At 75.6% G+C, this 18424-nt stretch carries 13 protein-coding genes; 8 read left to right on the top strand and 5 right to left on the bottom strand.

Going from position 1 to position 18424, the window contains the following annotated elements; all coding sequences use genetic code 11:
* Positions 1-127 precede the first annotated feature (127 nt).
* The 4 genes from JE024_RS07140 to JE024_RS07125 all read left to right on the top strand — a co-directional run bounded on the left by JE024_RS07140 (position 128) and on the right by JE024_RS07125 (position 8538).
* Complete coding sequence (locus JE024_RS07140; protein WP_205372788.1) at positions 128-3871, top strand: S8 family peptidase; 3744 nt, start codon at positions 128-130, stop codon at positions 3869-3871.
* A 748-nt stretch (positions 3872-4619) separates the two neighbouring features.
* The gene (locus tag JE024_RS07135) at positions 4620-6152 is read left to right on the top strand and encodes a protein phosphatase 2C domain-containing protein (protein ID WP_443742868.1); all 1533 of its coding nucleotides are present in this window, start codon (positions 4620-4622) and stop codon (positions 6150-6152) included.
* 55 nt (positions 6153-6207) lie between these two features.
* Positions 6208-7950 (top strand): pyruvate dehydrogenase, encoded by a 1743-nt coding sequence (locus JE024_RS07130; RefSeq protein WP_205372786.1) that lies wholly within the window; start codon positions 6208-6210, stop codon positions 7948-7950.
* Positions 7951-8091: 141 nt separating this feature from the next.
* Positions 8092-8538 carry an ATP-binding protein gene (locus JE024_RS07125; protein ID WP_205376421.1) on the top strand — a complete coding sequence of 149 codons (447 nt, stop codon included), beginning with the start codon at positions 8092-8094 and terminating at the stop codon, positions 8536-8538.
* A 31-nt stretch (positions 8539-8569) separates the two neighbouring features.
* On the opposite strand, the gene JE024_RS07120 is transcribed toward JE024_RS07125, so the two are convergent.
* Both JE024_RS07120 and JE024_RS07115 read right to left on the bottom strand, forming a co-directional pair.
* Positions 8570-9661: a DUF2637 domain-containing protein gene (locus tag JE024_RS07120; protein WP_205372785.1), complete on the bottom strand. Its 1092-nt coding sequence runs from the start codon at positions 9659-9661 to the stop codon at positions 8570-8572.
* A gap of 275 nt (positions 9662-9936) precedes the next feature.
* Positions 9937-10782: a (2Fe-2S)-binding protein gene (locus JE024_RS07115; protein ID WP_205372784.1), complete on the bottom strand. Its 846-nt coding sequence runs from the start codon at positions 10780-10782 to the stop codon at positions 9937-9939.
* A gap of 178 nt (positions 10783-10960) precedes the next feature.
* On the opposite strand from JE024_RS07115, the gene JE024_RS07110 reads away from it, so the two are divergent.
* From JE024_RS07110 to JE024_RS07100, 3 genes are all read left to right on the top strand, one after another.
* Positions 10961-11734, top strand: coding sequence for a GntR family transcriptional regulator (locus JE024_RS07110; RefSeq protein WP_205372783.1), 774 nt, complete (start codon positions 10961-10963; stop codon positions 11732-11734).
* Between the two features lie 100 nt (positions 11735-11834).
* Entirely contained in the window at positions 11835-13019 is a 1185-nt protein-coding gene (locus JE024_RS07105; RefSeq protein WP_205372782.1) for a WD40 repeat domain-containing protein, read from the top strand.
* Positions 13020-13143: 124 nt separating this feature from the next.
* Positions 13144-13509, top strand: a complete 366-nt coding sequence (locus tag JE024_RS07100) for a hypothetical protein (RefSeq protein WP_205372781.1) — start codon at positions 13144-13146, stop codon at positions 13507-13509.
* A gap of 33 nt (positions 13510-13542) precedes the next feature.
* Here the strand turns inward: JE024_RS07100 and JE024_RS07095 are convergent, their stop codons facing one another.
* The 3 genes from JE024_RS07095 to JE024_RS07085 form a co-directional block, all read right to left on the bottom strand.
* A complete protein-coding gene (locus JE024_RS07095) occupies positions 13543-14055 on the bottom strand; it encodes a protein-tyrosine phosphatase family protein (protein WP_205372780.1) in 513 nt (170 codons plus the stop codon).
* Positions 14052-14849, bottom strand: coding sequence for a hypothetical protein (locus JE024_RS07090; RefSeq protein WP_205372779.1), 798 nt, complete (start codon positions 14847-14849; stop codon positions 14052-14054). Before JE024_RS07090 ends, JE024_RS07095 begins: the two co-directional genes overlap by 4 nt.
* Before the next feature lie 692 nt (positions 14850-15541).
* Positions 15542-17239, bottom strand: a complete 1698-nt coding sequence (locus JE024_RS07085) for a PucR family transcriptional regulator (protein WP_205372778.1) — start codon at positions 17237-17239, stop codon at positions 15542-15544.
* Between the two features lie 293 nt (positions 17240-17532).
* Between JE024_RS07085 and JE024_RS07080 the strand changes: the two genes are divergently transcribed.
* The gene (locus JE024_RS07080) at positions 17533-18423 is read left to right on the top strand and encodes an FAD binding domain-containing protein (protein ID WP_205372777.1); all 891 of its coding nucleotides are present in this window, start codon (positions 17533-17535) and stop codon (positions 18421-18423) included.
* Position 18424 lies beyond the last annotated feature (1 nt).

The raw sequence follows: 18424 nt of genomic DNA, 5'->3' as shown, positions 1-18424 counted from the left end.
AACCCGCCGCGCAACATCATCCCTGCATCACCCGCTCCTCTGCCAATGTGGCGCCACCGCAGCACCAACAGCCTCCGGCAGTCGGGCCTTTGTACCCGTTTCCTGCCGGTTTCGGAATGGGAGAGCGATGCGTCCGATATCGCGTACGGCACTGGGAGCGGCCACCGCCGCCGTCCTCGCCGTCAGCGCCCTCGCACCGGTTGCCGCCGCAGACCCGCCGCACGACACGGCCGGCCGCCCCCCGCTGACGGGCAGCGAGGCCGCGGCCCGCCAGGACGGCCGGACGGCCACCGTCACGCTGGTCACCGGCGACCGCGTGCTGGTGACCCACGACGCCGCCGGCCGCCCCGCGGCCGCCGCGCTGCCGCGCCCCGACGGCACCACCCCCGTCGTGCAGACCCGCACCTCGGGCGACGACCTGTACGTCTACCCCGAGACCGCCGTCCCGGCGCTCGCCGCCGGCCGGGTCGACGAACAGCTCTTCAACGTCACCGGACTCATCCGCCAGGGCTACGACGACACCGGATCCGAGACCCTGCCGCTCATCGCCACCTACCGCGACGGCGTCGCCCGCACCGCACCCGCCGTCCCGCGCGGCGCCGAACGCGGCCCCGTGCTGGACGCCGTCGACGGCGTCGCCCTCACGGCCGACAAGGACAGGGCCGCCGACTTCTGGGCCGACGTCACCGGCACCCGCTCCCGCGCCGCGGCCGGACTGCGCAAGCTGTGGCTCGACCGCAAGGTCGAGGCCGCCCTGGACCGTTCGACCCGCCAGGTCGGCGCGGACCTCGCCTGGGCGGCCGGATACGACGGCAAGGGCACCAAGGTCGCCGTCCTCGACACCGGCGTGGACGCCGAACACCCCGACCTGAAGGGCCGGGTGAGCGCCGCCGAGGACTTCACCGGCTCCGCGGGCCCGGACGACCGGCGGGGCCACGGCACCCATGTGATCTCCACCGTCGGCGGATCCGGCGCCGCGAGCGGCGGCCGGAACAAGGGTGTCGCCCCCGGCGCGGACCTGATCAGCGGCAAGGTGCTCGACGACTCGGGATCCGGCGCCACCTCCTGGATCATCGCCGGCATGCAGTGGGCCGTCGACCAGAAGGCCGACGTCGTCTCCATGAGCCTCGGCAGCATCGAACCGACCGACTGCACCGACCCCATGAGCGTCGCCGCCCAGGAACTCGCCAAGGCCCACGAGAACACCCTCTTCGTGGTCGCGGCCGGCAACACCGGACCCGGCTCCGGCACCGTCTCCTCACCCGGCTGCGCCCCCGGCGTCCTCACCGTCGGAGCCGTCGACCGCGACGACAGCACCGCGCCGTTCTCCAGCCGCGGCCCCGCGATCGTCACCCACACCCTCAAGCCGGAGATCGCCGCGCCCGGCGTCGCGATCTCCGCCGCCGCGGCCGGCGGCCGCGGCGTGCACGCCTACCGCGCCATGTCCGGCACCTCCATGGCCACCCCGCACGTCGCGGGCGCCGCCGCCCTCGTCAGGCAGCGCCACCCCGAGTGGAACGCGGCACGGATCAAGGCCGCCCTCGTCTCCTCCGCCCGCTCGTCCGTCCCCGGCGACGTGCGCGAGACCGGCGGCGGACGGCTGGACGTCAAGGCCGCCGTCGACACCACCGTCACCGGCGCGCCCGCCGTCCAGGGCGGATCCTTCGCCTGGCCGCAGCACGGCAGCGACCGCACCACCGTCGGCGTCCCCTACACCAACCACGGCGACCGCCCGGTCACCCTCGACCTCGCCGTGCGCGCCCTCACCGGCAACGACGGCTCCGCCGTCCGCGGGCCGCTCGCCCGGCTCGGCGCCCGCAAGGTCACCGTCCCGGCCGGCGCCACCGTCTCCGTGCCGCTGACCCTCGACCCCTCGGCACGCCTCGACCGCGCCCAGTACGGCGACGTCACCGGCCGGGTCGTCGCCACCGCACGGGGCACCGCCGTCTCCACCCCGTTCGCGCTGTACGTCGAACCGGAGACCGTCACCCTGCGCGTGAAGCTCCTCGACCGGGCCGGCCGGCCCGCCGGCGGCGTCTCCTCGCTCGACGTGATCGGAACCGACACCGCCACCGGCGAGCGCCGCTTCAACGACGGCGCCGCCGACCAGGTCTACCGCCTGCGCCCCGGCTCCTACTTCCTCTCCTCCTACGTGGAGACCGCCGACGGCACCCTGTCCTACCTCGGCCGTCCCCAGACCGAGATCACCGGGGACACCACCGTCGTCCTCGACGCCCGCCGGGCCCACCGGCTGCGTGTCGACACCGACCGCCCCACCGAGACCCGCACCACCACCCTCGCCTTCTCCCGCACCTGGGACGACACCTGGCTGCACGCCGGCACCCTCACCGGCAACCGGCTCGCCCGCGGCGTCTACGCCGACGTCCAGGGGCGCGCGAGGGACGGCGGATTCGAGTTCGCCAGCTACTGGCGCGCCTACGCCCCCCTCGTGGAGAGCCTGAAGGCGGTCGGCGGCCCGGAACTGCACCCCGTCGCCGGCAGCGTCGGCTCCGTCAACCTCGACGGAACCGGCGAGGCACGGCTCGCCGACGCGGGCACCGGCACCCCCGAGGAGCTGCAAGCGGCCGGTGTCCAGGGCAAGTTCGCCCTGATCCGCCTGCCGGACGGCAGCGCGAGCGCCGTCACCGCGGCCCGCAACGCCAAGGCCGCGGGCGCCGTCGCGGCCCTCGTCCACCGCCCGGCCCCCGGCGCGTGGCTGCCGTCCACCGGCTTCGGCACCGCGCCCCACCCCGTCCTCGGGATCGAGGCCGCGCAGGCGGCCGCGCTGCTCACGGCCCTGGAGACCGGCCCGGTGACGCTGCGCTGGAAGGCGACGGCCCGCAGCCCCTACGTCTACAACCTGGTGCAGCCGGAGGACGGCCCCGTCACCTCCCCGCGCACCTACCGGGTCCGGGACGCGAAGCTCGCCAGGACCGAGGCCACCTACCACGCGATGGGGGTCGGCGCCGACTTCAGCGACAGCGTCCTGGTGCAGCGGCCCGGCGGCGCGATCGCGAACATGTCCGGCTTCGACCTGGTCGGCGTGCCGGGCACGCGCACCGAGTTCCACTCGCCGGGCGGCACCCGCTACCAGCACCACGTCGCCTCCAGCTTCCCCTGGGGCGAGCTCATGACGGACACCGCGCGCAGCTACCGCTCCGGCTCGGTCCGCGACGAGTCCTGGTACGGCGGCGTCGTCCGGCCGGCCGCCCCGCGGGACGCCGACGGTGCTCCCGCGCTCGCCGGCGAACGGCAGGGGAACCTGATCGGCGTGGCTCCCGCGATGTGGGCGGACAGTGAACACAGCGCGCAGCAGGGGTCGTTCGGCGACATCGGAAACATGCGACTGGTGCGCAACGGCGAGCAGATAGGGCAGACTGGATATCCGTTCGGGGTCTTCGAGGTCCCGGCGGAGGACGGCTCGTACGAACTCACCCTCACCCAGATGAAGATCGGACAGCCGGCCGCGGTCTGGAAGCGCTCGACACAGGCGCAGACGACCTGGAAGTTCACGTCCCGTCTCGACGAGAACGTGTACTCACAAGGGATCCCCCTGCTGTTCCCGGGATACGGTCTCCCGGAGGACGGCCTCAAGACCGTCGCCGCGCGCGACGGACAGCGGATCACCCTCGGCGTCACCGGCCACGCGGGCTACGAACCCGGCGCCCTGACCGCCGCGAAGCTGTCGTACTCCTACGACGGCGGTGAGAGCTGGACCGAGGCGGTCACCGAGCGGCGCGGCGGCACCTGGAGCGCAGGCGTGGACCACGCGGGCGCGTCGGGCGAGCAGGTCACGCTGAAGACCGAACTGACGGATGCCAGGGGCAACTCCGTCACCCAGCTCGTGGTCGGCGCATACGCCGTGCGCTGATCACGAACGGTCCGCCGGGCGTCCTTCCCGTGGGGGGTTGGGCCGTCCGGCGGACCCTTTCCCTACGCCGTTTGTCGCATTGCCATTTTTCGCCGGGGACCGTTTTCCGCGGGGCCCGGCGGTGGACAATAAGGGCATGAGCGATCAGGGGGAGCGGCGGCCGTCCGGGCCGAGCGCCGAGGACGACTGGTGGGCGAAGCTCTACGACGACGCGGCCCCGGACACGGGCCCGCCGCCCGCACCGACGGACGACACCCTCGACGAGCGCCTCGCCTCGGCCCCGGCGGCCCGCCCCCGCGCCTGGTGGGACCCGCCTCCGGAGCCGTCTCCCGCCCCCGCGGACGCGCCGGACACGCCCGCTCCGGGCGCGAGTTCGCCTCCCGGTGCGCCGGACGCGGCTGCCTCAGACCCGAGTTCGCCCCCCGGCCCGGGCGACGGGGCGTCGCGGGCGGCGGGTTCGGCTCCGCCTCCGTCTCCGAGGGAGGTACCGCTGCCCGGCCGGGCTTCGCCGCCGGGCGCGGCGCCCGCTGCGGGAGACGGGTTCTCGCCGCGGGCGGGTTCGCCTCCGGCGGAGCGGCCGCAAGGCGGTGCGGCCTCGCCGGGCGGCGCCGATGCGAAGACGCCTCCGCGGTTGACCGATGGCCCCTGGACCGGCACGAGTTCGCCTCCGCCCCGGGGAGGGGGCCCGCTGCCCGGCCAGGCTTCGCCGCCGGGCGCGGCGGGTGCTTCGTCCGGCGCGGGGGACGGGATCTCGTCGGAAGCGGGTTCTCCTCCGCCCGCGGCGGAGGGCTGGTCGCGCGAGGCGGGTTCGGTTCCGGTGCCGGGCGGAGGCCCGTTGCCCGGCGCGGCTGCGCCGGACGGTGAGGTGGACAGCCCGGCGCCGGCCGCCGCGGCCGAACCGCCGACCTACGCCGCCGGGGCGGCGCAGCCGCCCCCGCCGTCCCCCGCGGGCGGGCGGGCGGGGTGGGAGCCGGTGCGGCCGCCGTGGCTGCCGCCGGAGGCGCCTGCCGATCCGCGGAGCGACGTGTCGCGGCGGCCCGAGGGCGCGGGGCCCTGGTCCGCCGTGCCGCCGGCCCGCCCCGCGCGGGACCCCTGGGCGGAGGACACCGAGCGGCGTGCGCCGGAGCCCGAGCGGCCGGCCCCGGACGAGGGCACCGAGCGGCGTGTGCCGGAGCCCGGGCGGTCGGCGGCGGGCGAGGGCACCGAGCGGCGTGTGCCGGAGCCCGGGCGGTCGGCGGCGGACGGGGGCGGCGCGGCCCCGGCCGAGGAGCGGGCCGGGGCGGACGAGCCGGTGTCGCTCGGCGGCCGGTCCGGTGTCGGGCATGTCGGGGGCGGGCCGCCGACGTACGAGCCCGAGCCCACCGCGCTGCCCGCGGCCGACGCGCTGGAGCTGGACCGGCTGGTGGCCGACACCGTGATCGACGGGGCCCGGTACGGGACGTACACGCTGCGGGCCGCGTCCGTGCGGGGCGACTCGGCGCGCTTCCGGGGCGAACCGCGCAGCGACGCCCTGCTCACCGCACGGTTCGGCACCGGCCCCGACGCGCTCGTGCTGGTGGCCGTCGCGGGCGGCAGCCGGCACACCGAGTACGCGCACCTCGCCGCGGGCGACGCCTGCCGCTGGATCGGGACGGCCGTCGGCCGCAGCCACGCCCGCCTCGCCGACGACATAAGGGCGGGCCGCCGGGGCGACCTGCGCTCGGGGCTCCACCGGCTCACCGACCGCAGCCTCGGGCGGCTCCGTGCCCGCGCGGCCGAACTCGGCGTCGCCCCGGAGGAGTACACCGCCGGGCTGCGCTGTCTGCTGCTGTCCGCCGACCCCGAGTGCCGCACCCGGGTCTTCTTCGGGGTCGGCCCTGGCGGGCTGTTCCGGCTGCGGGACGGCGCCTGGCAGGACCTCGAACCGCTGGTGCCCGAGCGGGCACCCGGCGAGCCGGTCGTCGGCTACGGCTCCGCCCCGCCCGAGGCCGGCCCGGACGGCGACCGGCTCACCATGGACCTCAGCATCGCCACCCGGCCCCCCGTGATCGAGGAGCCCGTCCCGCCCCCCGCCGACCCGTTCCGCTTCCGCGCCTCGGTGGCCCGTCCGGGTGACACGCTCCTGCTGTGCGGCACCGGCCTCGCCGAGCCGCTGCGCGGTGAGCCGGCGCTCGCCGGTGAGCTGGCCGCCCGCTGGCACGGACAGGACCCGCCGGGCATGACCGCTTTCCTCGCCGACGTCCAGGTGCGTGTGAAGGGGTACGCCGACGACCGTACGGCGGTGGGCGTCTGGGAGGCGTAACGCGCGGCCCCATGGGTTGATGGACCGGGGGCCGGCAAGAAAGGGCGCGCAACCCATGGCGAAGCAGAAGGTGGCCGAGCAGTTCGTCGACATCCTCGTGCGGGCGGGGGTGCAGCGGCTGTACGGAGTCGTCGGCGACAGCCTCAACCCGGTCGTCGACGCCGTCCGCCGCACCTCCGGCATCGAGTGGATCCAGGTCCGGCACGAGGAGACCGCCGCCTTCGCCGCGGGCGCCGAGGCCCAGCTCACCGGCAGGCTCGCCGCCTGCGCCGGCTCCTGCGGCCCCGGCAATCTGCACCTCATCAACGGTCTGTACGACGCGCACCGCTCCATGGCCCCGGTGCTCGCGCTCGCCTCCCACATCCCCTCGTCGGAGATCGGCCTCGGCTACTTCCAGGAGACCCATCCGGAACTGCTCTTCCGCGAGTGCAGCCACTACTGCGAGATGATCTCCAGCCCCCAGCAGATGCCCCGCCTCCTCCAGACGGCGGTGCAGCACGCGGTGGGCCGCAGCGGGGTGAGCGTGGTGACGCTCCCCGGCGACGTCGCGGACCGGCCGGCGCCCGAGCGGACGATCGAGCACGCGCTGGTCACCAGCCGCCCCACGGTCCGGCCGGGCGACACCGAGATCGACAAGCTGGTCGCCATGATCGACGAGGCCGATCGCGTCACCCTGTTCTGCGGCAGCGGCACCGCGGGCGCGCATGCCGAGGTCATGCAGTTCGCGGAGCGCATCAAGTCGCCCGTCGGACATGCGCTCCGCGGCAAGGAGTGGATCCAGTACGACAATCCCTACGACGTCGGTATGAGCGGACTGCTCGGCTACGGCGCCGCCTACGAGGCCACCCACGCCTGCGATCTGCTGATCCTGCTCGGCACGGACTTCCCGTACAACGCCTTCCTGCCGGACGACGTGAAGATCGCGCAGGTCGACGTGCGGCCCGAGCATCTCGGGCGGCGTTCCAAGCTGGACCTCGCCGTGTGGGGCGATGTGCGCGAGACGCTGCGGTGCCTGATCCCGCGGGTGCGTCCGAAGACCGACCGCCGCTTCCTCGACAGGATGCTGAAGAAGCACGCGGAGGCGCTGGAGGGCGTGGTCAAGGCGTACACCCGCAAGGTGGAGAAGCGCACGCCCATCCACCCCGAGTACGTCGCCTCCGTGCTGGACGAGGTCGCCGACGACGACGCCGTGTTCACCGTCGACACCGGTATGTGCAACGTCTGGGCCGCGCGCTACATCTCGCCCAACGGCCGCCGCCGGATCATCGGTTCGTTCACCCACGGGTCGATGGCGAACGCGCTGCCGCAGGCGATCGGCGCACAGTTCACCGACCGGGGCCGGCAGGTGGTGTCGATGTCCGGGGACGGCGGATTCACCATGCTGATGGGGGACTTCCTCACCCTCGTCCAGTACGACCTGCCGGTGAAGATCGTGCTGTTCAACAACTCCTCGCTGTCCATGGTCGAGTTGGAGATGATGGTCGGCGGGCTGCCGTCCTTCGGCACGTCCAACCACAACCCCGACTTCGCCGCCGTGGCCCGCGCGGCCGGCGCCTACGGCGTCCGGGTGGAGAAGCCGAAGCACCTGGCCGGCGCGCTCCGGGACGCCTTCCGGCACAAGGGGCCCGCGCTCGTCGACGTGGTCACCGACCCGAACGCCCTGTCCATCCCGCCGAAGATCAGCGCCGAGATGGTCACCGGCTTCGCGCTCTCCGCGAGCAAGGTGGTGCTGGACGGCGGAGTCGGCAGGATGCTCCAGATGGCCCGGTCCAACCTGCGCAACGTGCCGCGCCCCTGACCGGAGGCGGACGGCCGGCCGGGGCGGCCCGGCCGATCCGCCGCGTCATGAGTGGTGCCGCCGCTGTGGGGCATGCATCCCGTGAACGTTTGCGGACCATCGACGGACACGGGCCGGGGGCCGGTGCCGAGTGGGGGGATGATGACTGGACGTCACGGGGGCGCCGGAGTGCGGGGACGGCTCCACCGCAGACTCGGCAGCGGCGACCTCACCGCGGTGCCCGAGGTGCGCCACGCGTTACGCGACCTCCTCGACAAGTGGCCCGAGCCGGGCCTCCGGGCGCCGGACGACGACGGCGGCGACGCCGCGGGGGTGGCCGAACTGCTCGCGAGCGAACTGGTGACGAACGCGCTGATCCACACCGACCACGGGGCGGTGGTCACCGCCACCGTCGAGGACTCGCGCCTGCACGTGGAGGTCCGGGACTTCGTGGCGGGACTCCCCGTGCCCGACGTACCGAACGCCGACCTCGGTACGTCGGGCAGGGGGCTGGTCCTCGTCGAGAGCCTCGCGGACGCCTGGGGTGTGCGCACCGCGCAGGGTGTGGGGAAGGTGGTCTGGTTCGAACTGCACGCGGAGGCGGCCTGACCGGGGCCGGCCGCCCCCGCGTGGGGTCGACTCAGCCGAACTGCTGCTCCAGGTCCTTGAGCTTCTGTTCGAGGGAGTCGAGACGCGGCAGCGTCTGGGTGTCGTCCTCGGCCGTCAGGTCGACCGTCACGGGCTCATGACCGCCTTTCGGCCGGACGGCCTGCAAGGGGGGCCGGGAGCGCCCGGGGAGCTGACCCGGCTCGGCTATGGCGGGCTCCACGACGGAGCCCGCCGTCTCCACCGAAGTTGCCGGTGACGGCACCTGCCCCTGGGCGGGGGCCGCCGGTCCGAGCGCGGGGAGCTGGGCCGGCCGGTTCGCCCGGCCGATCCCCCAGGCCCGGTGCTGCCGGTTGTACGCCTTGAGCCGGGCGCGCTCCAGCTTCTCGTGGTCGCGGCGGCGCAGCCGGTTCTGCTCCTTCTCCCGGCGGTCCTCGCGCACCTCGTCGACGGCCTCGTCCAGGGTGCGCACGCCCTCCAGCAGCATCAGCGACCAGGCGGCGAACGTCTCCCGGGGCGCCCTGAGCCAGCGCACGATCCGGATCTGCGGCAGCGGACGGGGCACCAGGCCCTGTTCCCGCAGGGCGGCGCGGCGGGTCTGCTTCAGCGCGCGGTCGAAGAGCACCGCCGCCGACAGGGACATCCCCGCGAAGAACTGCGGGGCGCCCGCGTGGCCGAGGCCGCGCGGCGCGTGCACCCAGTTGAACCAGGCTGCCGCGCCGGCGAACGTCCACACCAGCAGCCGCGACCCGAGGGCCGCGTCGCCGTGGCTGGCCTCCCGCACGGCGAGGACGGAGCAGAACATCGCGGCGCCGTCGAGGCCGAAGGGGACCAGGTACTCCCAGCCGCCGGAGAGATTGAGGTTCTGCCGTCCGAAGCCCACCAGGCCGTGGAAGGAGAGCGCGGCGGCGACCGCGGCGCAGCAGAACAGCAGCACGTAGGAGGCGGTTCCGTAGACGGCTTCCTTGCGTCTGCGGCGTTCCTCGCTGCGTTCCCAGGAGTCGTCGGCCGCGGCCTTCGCCCCGGCGCGCTTGCCGCGCGCGAGGACCGCAACCGCCGCCAGCACTCCCAGGAGCAGCACGCAGCCGGGAAGCAGCCAGTCCAGCGATATGTCGGTCAGTCTCATGCGGTGTCCCTTGCATCGCGGTCGGCGGTTCGGCGGCCATAGTGTCCGACCGGGTGAGGGGCCCACGGGGGTTTCGGGGCAAGAGAACGCCAACGGGGTCGTTCGGGGCACGAATAGGTACGATTCGGCCGAACGCCCATGCGATGGGCGGGAGTTGTGTTCGGGGCCGATTCGCCCGAAAGGGTGGCGTGGATCGGCGGAGGGCGGGGCGCCGCGCGGCGGCGTGCGCGGGCGGTGGGGCTCCGGTGCGGCCGGACCCGGGGTGCCGGGAGGTGTCAGGCGTCGCGGCGCAGGCGCTCGACCCGGTCCGCGTCGCAGGTGCGCGGGCAGGTGGCGCAGGTGTCCTCGGGGCGCAGCGTGTAGAACATGCAGCAGCTCGCGCGGTCGCGGGTCGGCAGCGGGTCGCCGTCCGGGACGGCGATCTCGCGGAAGCCGGCCGTGCCGACGTACGGGGCCGTCGTGCCGGGGAACAGCAGCTCCAGCTCGGTGACGGCCCGCCGCTCCTCGCCCAGCAGGTGGGCGACGTACCACAGGCCCTCGACGACCTCGTCGGTCGCCATGCCCCACAGCGCGCGGCCCCGCCGCCGCATCCGCGGGCCGAAGGCCGCGAGGACGGGGCCGAGGTGCTCGGCCACCGCCGCGCGGACCTCGGCGCGCAGCGACTCCTCGCCGTCCACGACCCGGGCGCCGGGCAGGCCCGCCGCCGGGTCGTCCGGCAGGCAGGCGAAGCCGTCCACCCGGACCGCCATCCGGCCCCGCTCGCGCTGGAAGGAGACCGAGCCGGCCGGCAGGCGGGGGACGCGGCGGGTCAGGAACCAGGGGACGGTGACGAGCAGGCAGGCGGACCAGGCGTAGCGGTGGAGGCCGAAGCTGGCGATCACGTCCGGACGGCCGGGGCGGCCGTAGTCGCGCCGCACCTGCGCGTCGTCCCAGGCGAGGAACGCGTCGAGGGCGGGGCCGCCGGCGGCGAGATCGCCCGCGAGGACCCAGCCGTCGCCCGAGGGGGCCGGATCGCCGGCACCGAGCTCCGTGACGCTCAGCCCGGCGAAGACCTCGGCCAGGCGTGCGTAGGCCGTGCCGACGGGGGAGCCGAGGCCGGGGAGCAGAGCGGGAACGGTCATGCCGGGGACCACCGAATCGCGATCGTTAGCAGGTTAGCCTTACCTTACCCGATCATCACGGTGTTTGAACTGCGGCCCCGCCCGCCTATCGTGCACGGGGGACCCGGTGCACGCCATCCGGGTCCGTACCGGCCACAGGGGCACCGAGCCGGTCCGTACCGGCCTCGGGAGGCACCTGGTGGAGCAGGCAGGCGCGCGTGACGCCGCCGTGCGGCAGCCGCACGCCTCCGTACGCGTCCCGTACCAGGGCGGGTACCGCCCCGACGGCCGCGACGGCACGGACGACGGGTGCGACGAGGGGCCCGGTCCCGTGCGGCGGCACTCGGTGCGCGTCCAGGTGCTCGACGCCCTGCGCGCCGCGCTCGTCGACGGCGACATGATCCCCGGCCGGGTCTACTCCGCCCCGGCGCTCGGCGAGCGCTTCGGCGTCTCGGCGACCCCCGTCCGCGAGGCCATGCAGCAGCTCGCCGTCGAGGGCGCGGTCGAGGTCGTGCCCAACCGGGGCTTCCGGGTCTGTGTGCGCACGGCCCGCGAGCTGGCCGAGCTCGCCGAGGTGCGGGCGCTGATCGAGGTGCCGGTGATGCTGCGGCTCGCCCGTACCGTGCCCGCCGACCGGTGGGCCGCCCTGCGGCCGCAGGCCGACGCGACGGTCCGTGCGGCCGCGACCGGCGACCGGGCCGCCTACGCCGACGCGGACCGGGCCTTCCACCACGCCGTCCTCGCGCTCGCCGGCAACCGGCAGCTCCTCACCGTCGCCGACGACCTCCACCGCCGCTCGCAGTGGCCCATGACCCGCGCCGCGGGGGCGAGGACGCCGGGCCAGGTGTCCGACCGGGCCGTGCTCGTCGCGGACGCGGCCGAGCACACCGCGCTGCTGGAGGCGCTGATCGCCCAGGACCTGCCGGTGGTCCAGTCGCTCGTCCGCGAGCACTTCGCCGGCGCCGAGGTCTGACGGAGGGCCGGCGGGCGGGCCGATGGGGCGACAGGACGACGGAGCGGGCGGGACCGGCGGGGGCGGACCGGCGCGGGCCGGGACAGGACACGGGGGCGGGATGCGGGGCACGGTCTGGGCGGCGGCCAACCAGCTCGGCGTGGTGGCCGGCACACCCGCGGAACTGCGGTCGGCGCTGCTGAGCGGCGCGCCGCCGCGCCGCGCGCGGCTGGTGCTGCCGGGCGCCGACCCGGCCGCGGTGGCGGAACTCGCCGCCGTGCTGGGCGAGTTCGGCCGGAGTCCGGTGCGCATCGACACGGCACCGGACGCCGGGGAGGCCGGCGCCGTCGACCCGGCGGACGCCGCGTCCGTCTGCGCGGGCGACCCGCAACGGGTCACCGCCGCCTACGAGAGCGGCGACGACGACCACGGAGGACTGCGGACCGCGTGGCTGCGCGCTGGCCAGGCGCTGGTCCGCGAGCAGGCGCCCGGCGCGCGCGCCCTCGTGCTGCTCGCCGCCCTGCCGCCCGGCACGCACCCGGGGACCCGCGCCGCGCTCGCCCGGCTGGCGGAGGCGGAGCCCTGGACGGTGGACGCCGTGCGCGAGGACGTGGCACCGGTGGTGGCGGCGACCGTCCACGCGGGGCGGCTGCTCGTCGCCGACCGCGGCGGCACCGTGCACGGCCTCGACGCCGCCCGCCCGGTGACCGTGGCGACCGGCGCCCGGATCAGGGCCGTCGCCGCCATGCCCGACACCACCCTGCTGCTGCTCGACGAACGCGGCCGGCTGCGCGCCCACGGCCCCGGTTCCGCGCTCACCGAGGCGGTGGCCTCGACGCTGGCCGCCCACCCCGGCACCGCGCTCGCCGCCGCCGCGGGGGCGGTGGCCGTCGGTGACCGGGCCGGGTCGGTGCATCTCTTCGGCCCCGCCGGACTGCACCAGGAGGCGTCGCACCGCGGCCGGGTCACCGCCCTGGCGGCGGCCGGGCGCGAGGAGCCGCCGCTGGTGGTGAGCGGCGGGGCGGACGGGGCCGTGCGCCGCTGGCGGCCCGGACGCCGGAGGGGCCCCCGCACGGTGGCCGAGCGGCCGCACCCGGTGGTGGCGGTGCACACGGCCGACACCCCCGGCGGCCCCGCCGTCGCCATGGCCTGGGCGGACGGTCTCGTCCGGCTCCACCGCCCGGGCCGGGGCCGTCCGCCGCTGTCCTTCCGGCCCGGCCCGGCCGTCCGCGCCGTGGCGCTCACCCCGGACGGCGCGCTCGCCGTGGGCACGGACGAGACGCTGGTGGTCCTGCGCCCCCGGTGAGGCCCGCCGTCCGGTCCGGCGAGCCGGGCCGGACGGCGGGGCGTCACTCCCCGGCGCCCCATGGCCAGAGGTCGACTACCCTGTCCGAGCTGTTCGGCAAGCGTGCGACACCAGGGGGAAGTTGATGAGCGGAGAGCTGCCCGGCGGACCGCAGCGGCCCATATCCGACGAGGAGTGGGCCAGGTTCCAGATCGACAGCGAGGGGCCGGCCCGGCTGCACGCCCCCAAGGAGCCCTCCGCCCGGGCGCGCATGGTGACCGAACGGCTGAGGCGGGCCGACGAGGAGGAGGCGCGCCGGCAGGGCCGGGTGCGCAGGCTCGTCCGGCGCGGCAGGCCCGTCCGGGCCAGGCCCGCCGCCTGGCGGAGCTGGACGGCGGCACCGGCCCGCCGTCGCGGCGGGGGGCTGCGGGCGTTCCTGTGGATCCTGGCCGTTGTCGCGGCGGTGCTCCTGCTGCTCGCGCCCGGACGGATCCTCGGCCTGTTCGGCTGAGCGGACGCGGGGCTCCGCGCCGCCGGGGCGGGGTCAGGGCGGCGGTTCGAGCCCGGACAGCAGGGACGCCACGTCCAGGCCCGTCAACAGGTACTGCTCGAAGGCCGCGTTGTGCAGGGCCCAGGGCGAACGCCGCTGCCGCACGCGGTCGATGGCGCCGTCGCCGTCGTGGCCGAGTTCGATCAGGGTCTGGGCGGCCAGCAGGCCCGAGCGGTTGTAGCCCGAGTAGCACCGCACCAGTACCTTGCGGCCCGCGCGCACGGCGTCGGCCGCCACCACCGCGAGGCGGCGCACGCTGTCGATCTCGCCCGCGGTGAGCCAGTCGTCCGGGATGGGCGCCACATGGTGCTCCACCCCGGTGCCCGGGCCGTGGCCCGACCGCGTCCAGAGGCTGATCACCACGTCGAACTCGCGGTCCACCACCACGTCCTGGTGCCGCTGCCGCCCGTCCGACCAGACATGGCCGCCCATCCACAGGCCGGTGGTGATCTCGTCCCACCGCGAGCGCGGCTCCGGGACGTCGCCCTCCCTGCGGCGGGTCCTCACTGCGCGGCGGGCTCGGGCCGTACCGGCGGCGACTGGGCGGGCACGGCCGGGGCGAGCTGGGCGCCCAGCCACACCGGCACGCCGCCGAGCAGCCGGAACAGCCGGTGTGCCTCCGCGCGGAGCCGCCCGGCCTCCGGTTCCGACTCGCAGTCGGCGAGCCCGGCGAGCGCCGGCGCGGTCCCGATCAGATAGCCCAGCTCCTCGCGGATGCGCAGGCATTCGGCGAAGCCCTGCCGGGCGATGGCCAACTCGCCCTCGCGCAGGGCGAGTCCGGCGAGCTGCTGCGAGGTGAAGGACAGCAGCAGCGGGTCCGCGTGCGCGCCGGCTCCGGCGTGCGCCCGCTCGTACGCGGCGCGCGCGGCCTGCGGGGCGTCGGCGATGTGCTCGGCGAGCAGCCCGCGGCGGAAGTCCAGCAGGGGCCGGCGCGGGGAGGTGGGGGAGAGCAGCGCGGCCGCGCGGCCGAGCGCCGAGCGGGCCTCGTCGGCGCGGTCCCGCACACCGAGGCGGGTCGCCGCGTAGGCGAGGCGCCCGCGTTCGCTGGCGGCGCCGCCGCGTTCCTCGTCGTCGCGTGCCACCGCCTCGGCGGTGCGCAGCGCGTCCTCGGCCTCGGGCCAGCCCTCGCAGGTGAACAGGCAGCGCTCGACCAGCAGTCCGGCCCGTTCCAGGGCCGCCGCGGGCTCCGCGCCGCGGGGCGCGAGCAGGGCCGCCGCGTCGGTCCAACAGCCGCGCGAACGCAGCCGCCATACCGCGGTCTGGAGTGGATCGTCACCTGCTGTGGTTCCCGAACCAGACATGGCGGTATGCGCCACTTGCCCTCCCCTAGCACGCCATTGAGCTGTCGAGTCAGAACGGAATCTCAGCATGGATGGGCGCGCCGGGCCAAGGGGTCGAGTGAATCAGTTCACAATCTTTCGGCGGTGGACCGGGTCGCCGCCGATGTCGTCGCCGGGGGGCGGTGGAGCCGGATGTCCCCCTTCGTTCCGCGGTGCCCGCACGCTCGGGGGTGCCCGCGCGGGGCGCGGTCGCGGGGGTGGCCGGGCGTCAACCGGACGGATTCCACCGTCACCCGCACGGGTGAGGGCGGCGGGGGCCGCCGGTCGCACGGGGGCGCCTTCGCGGCGCGCGCGGCGGGGCGCGTCCACACGGGGAGTACGGCCATATGCGCAGGGTGGGCGGTGAGAGCGTCGGGGTGGGGGTGGACGCGGGGGCAACTCGGCCCGTCCGGCGCTCGAGGACACGGCCGGAGGCCGTGCCGTGCCACCGGCGGGGCGGTGCGGGGCGGCGGCAGTCTGCGGGGCGGTGGTCGCAGGACCGCGCTGCGCGCGGTGTCCTCGAGCGCCGGACGGGCTGGGATGGGGTGGGGCGGCGCCGTGCGGCCCTGCGGGGCGGTGGTCGCAGGACCGCGCTGCGCGCGGTGTCCTCAAGCGCCGGACGGGCTGGGACACCCGGACGGCCCGGATGCCCGGACGGGGTGGAAGGGCGGGGGTCAGCTCATGCGGAGGGCGAGGAAGAAGTCGAGCTTGTCCTCCAGGCGGGACAGGTCGCGGCCGGTGAGCTGTTCGATGCGGCCGACGCGGTAGCGGAGGGTGTTCACGTGGAGGTGGAGCCGGGAGGCGCACCGCGTCCAGGAGCCGTCGGAGTCGAGGAAGGCCTCCAGGGTGGGGATCAGCTCCGCGCGGTGGCGGCGGTCGTAGTCGCGCAGCGGGTCCAGCAGGCGGGCCGTGAAGGCGCGGCGGACGTCGTCGGGGACGAAGGGCAGCAGCAGGACGTGCGAGGCGAGCTCGTGGTGGCCCGCCGCGCAGACCCGGCCGGGGCGCGCCGCCGCGACCCGGCGGGCGTGGCGGGCCTCCTCCAGCGCCCCGCGCAGCCCCTCCGCCGAGTGCACCGCGGCGCTGACGCCGAGGGTCAGGCGCCCGTCGTCGGCGAGGCCCGCCGACAGCGGGAGGCGGACGGACTCCAGCAGGGCGTCGGCGTGCAGCCCCTCGTCCAGGGGAGCCGCCTCCTCGTCCTCGTCGCCCAGCGGGCCGAGCGCGGGCAGCGGCACCAGGGCGATGGCCTCGTCGCCGCTGTGGGCGACGGCGATCCGGTCGGCCGACTCCGGGCCGGTCGCCGCCGGGTCGACGAGGATCTCCTCCAGCAGCGACTGGGCCACCGGGCCGGACTCGACCTCGGTGTCCGCGCCCCACTCGACGCGGGCGACCACCACCTGCCAGTGGGGTGCGGTGCCCAGGCCGGGGAGCAGCACGGGGGCGGCGACCCGCAGCCGGGCGGCGATCTCCGCGGGCGCCGCGCCCGTCTGGACGAGCTCCAGGACCTCCTGGGCGAGCCGGCGGCGCACCGTGCGCGCCGCCTCCCGGCGGTCGCGTTCGACGGCGATGAGCTGGGTGACGCCCTGGAGGAGGTCGAGCCGGGCGGCCGGCCAGTCCCCGGCGTCCGCCTCGACGGCGAGCAGCCAGTCCGACAGCACGCTCTCGCGCACGTCGCGGGAGGCCGGGACCGCGCCCCGTCCGGTGTTCCGGATCGGGAAGAGGGAGTAGGTGGCGCCGTCGGCCACCACCCGGTGCGGGGCCCGCCGGCCCGTGCGCACGGCGGCCAGGTGCTCGCCCGCGAGGAGCGCGCCGGTCGTCGCGGGCAGCCCGCCGGGCGCGCCGCCGGCGCCGGCGATCCGGCGGCCGGTGGGGGAGAGCACCCAGGCCCGCAGGTCGAGGTCGGAGCCGAGGAGGTCCAGGACCGCGTCCGGTCCGCCGCCCGCCGGGCCCGAGGTCATCAGCCTCCTGTGCCTGTCGACGACCGCGGCGAGGTCACCGGCGCGCTCCCCGGACACCTGCCGCACGACGTACTCGGTGATCGTCGCGAACGCAACGGACTCGTTCACCGCGAACAGCGGGAGCCGGTGGCGAGAACACGCCTCGACAAGATCGTCGGGGATGTCCCCGAGCTCCGCCTCGCCCGCGGCGAGTCCGGCCACCTGGGCGCCCGCGAGGATGCGCACGAACGGCTCGGAGTCCTCGGCGGCGCGCCGCCAGGCCAGGCCGGTCAGCACCAGTTCCCCGCCGGAGAGGTAGCGGCTCGGGTCCTTGAGGTCGGTGGTCATCACGCCGCGCACCCCGCGGTCCAGCTCGTCCTCGCCGCCGAGCAGCCGCAGGCCCAGCGCGTCGTTCTCCAGCAGTGCGCGCAGCCGCATCTCGTCGCCGCCGATCTGTCTCGTTGTTGCCGGGTACGGAGCGGAAATCCGTGGCCAGGGTTTCCAGGGGGAAACGGTGAGGTTGCTGATCTCCGCTTTTCGTTCGAATCTACAAGACGAGGGAGGCGACCAGCCAACTCCTTCATGTCTTCAGTGACTGCACCCGGCCGATCACGCCTTGTGTACTGGACCACATCGCATGAACACCACGTGAACACTCCAGTCGAGGGCCGGCCGTCCCGGGCCCGTTGCGACGGACCCCGGTCACACGATCAAGAAGAAGAGAGCCACTCATGGACTTCCTTCGCCCCGCAAGCTGGGAGGAGGCGCTCGCCGCGAAGGCCGAGCACCCCACAGCCGTCCCCCTCGCGGGTGGCACCGATGTGATGGTCGAGATCAACTTCGACCACCGCCGGCCCGAGTACCTCATGGACCTGAACCGCATCGGCGAGCTCACCGAATGGGAGGTCGGGAGCGAGAGCGTCCGGCTGGGGGCATCCGTGCCCTACACCGCGATCATGGAGAACCTCCGCGCCGAGCTCCCCGGGCTCGCGCTGGCCTCGCACACGGTCGCCTCCCCGCAGATCCGCAACCGCGGCGGCGTCGGCGGCAACCTCGGCACCGCGTCCCCGGCCGGTGACGCCCACCCGGCCCTGCTCGCCGCGGGCGCCGAGGTCGAGGCCGCGTCGGTGCGCGGCACGCGCATGATCCCCATCGACGAGTTCTACACCGGAGTCAAGCGCAACGCGCTCGCCCCCGACGAGCTGATCCGCGCCGTGCACATCAAGAAGGCCGACGGACCCCAGCAGTACTCGAAGGTCGGCACCCGCAACGCCATGGTGATCGCGGTGTGCGCCTTCGGTCTCGCGCTGCACCCCGAGACCCGCACGGTGCGCACCGGCATCGGCTCCGCAGCGCCCACCCCGGTGCGCGCGAAGGAGGCCGAGGAGTTCCTGAACGCAGCGCTGGACGAGGGCGGCTTCTGGGAGAGCGGCAAGATCATCACCCCGTCGGTCGCCAAGCAGTTCGCGGAGCTCGCCTCCGGCGCGTGCAACCCGATCGACGACGTGCGCGGTACCGCGAAGTACCGCCGCCACGCGGTCGGCATCATGGCCCGCCGCACGCTGGGCTGGACCTGGGAGCAGTACCGCGGCACCGCCCGCACGCTGGAAGGAGCTGCATAGT

The sequence above is a fragment of the Streptomyces zhihengii genome, from assembly GCF_016919245.1.
GTDB classification, from domain to species: Bacteria; Actinomycetota; Actinomycetes; order Streptomycetales; family Streptomycetaceae; genus Streptomyces; species Streptomyces zhihengii.
The sequence above is the reverse complement of the archived record's forward strand: the minus strand, read 5'-3'. Positions and strand labels throughout refer to the sequence as shown.